Annotated in this window: 1 protein-coding gene; it reads right to left on the bottom strand. The window is 62.8% G+C overall.

The genetic code is table 11. The features are described from left to right. Positions 1-7: 7 nt before the first annotated feature. A complete protein-coding gene (locus OQ968_RS24700; RefSeq protein WP_324682279.1) occupies positions 8-1,276 on the bottom strand; it encodes an IS30 family transposase in 1,269 nt (422 codons plus the stop codon). Between the last annotated feature and the right edge of the window lie 48 nt (positions 1,277-1,324).

Here is a 1,324-nt window from a genome sequence, read left to right as displayed (position 1 = left end):
GGCGCTTTCACGCGATGGATGCAACAGTGGGCGGTTTGGGTGGGTTAGACAGTAGTTCGTCGAGGGCTTCAGCGGGGGTTTTCCAGCCGAGTGTTTGGCGGGGCCGGTTGTTGAGTTTGGCCGCGACGTAGTCGAGGTAGTCAGCGGGAAACACTGACAGGTCGGTGCCTTTAGCAAACCACTGGCGCAGCAGTCCGTTGGTGTTTTCGTTGGTGCCGCGCTGCCACGGGGAGTGCGGATCACAGAAGTAGATGTCCAACTTGGCGGCCGCGGCGATAGCGATGTGGTTGGCCATCTCTTTACCCTGATCCCAGGTCAGTGTGCGGCGCAGGATCGGTGGCAGCTGCGCCATCTTGGCCACAATGGCGTCTTGGACGGCTAGCGCACCGTGGTTATCGGGTAGGTGCAGCAGCAGGGTGAATCGGGTGCTGCGTTCGACGAGGGTGCCGATCGCTGAGCCCGATTCGGTGCTACCCAGGATCAGGTCGCCTTCCCAGTGGCCGGGCACCGCGCGGTCAGCCACCTCGGGTGGGCGTTCGCTGATGTTGATCATGTTCGGAATGCGGCCCCGGCGCTCACCGGGGTGACTGCGGGGTTTACGTAAGGCCCGCCCGGTGCGCAGGCAGCGGTGGATGTCGCGGCGCAGATGGCCGCGTCCTTGCACGTAAATCGCCTGATAGATCGCTTCGTGAGACACCCACATCTCCGGATCGTCGGGAAAATCGCGTCGCAGCATCGCCGCGATCTGGCCGGGACTATGGAAATCGTCTAACCGAGTCTGCACCTCATCGCGTAGCCGGTCATTTCCGGCCAGCTTGGCCGGCTTGGGCCGACGCGCGCGTTCATCGGCGCGAGCCTGGGCCACCAGCGCCCGATACTTAACGTGCGCAGTGTTGCCGCTCTGACGGGCCCCGAACGCTTCTTTGCGCCGATAACCCGACTTGCGCCCGTCGTAGCGATTAAGGACACCGTTGGCATCGATCTCACGCTTGATCGTCGACGCCGGCCGACCCAGCCGATCGCCCATCGACTGCAACGATTCGTTTGTCCTGACACCGAATTCGATTTCGATCCGGTCTTCAAAGGTCAGCCTCGGGCGCGGGCCAGAGGTCTTCGGTTCGCACAGCCGTGGTTTCACGCCACCAGCATCAGCAAACCAGCGCAGGCCGGATCGCTCTGACACGCCGACGGCAACGCCGGCCTCGGCGGCGGCGCAGCCATCACCGATATGGGCCCAGAATTGACGGACAACAGATCTCAACGCCGGACGGGTCACAACAACACTCCTCAATCAGATGTGTTGCATCCATCCCTTGAAGCCGAG

It is taken from the genome of Mycobacterium sp. 663a-19 (assembly GCF_035616495.1).
In the GTDB taxonomy this organism is placed as follows: domain Bacteria; phylum Actinomycetota; class Actinomycetes; order Mycobacteriales; family Mycobacteriaceae; genus Mycobacterium.
This window is presented reverse-complemented; position numbering and strand designations above follow the sequence as displayed.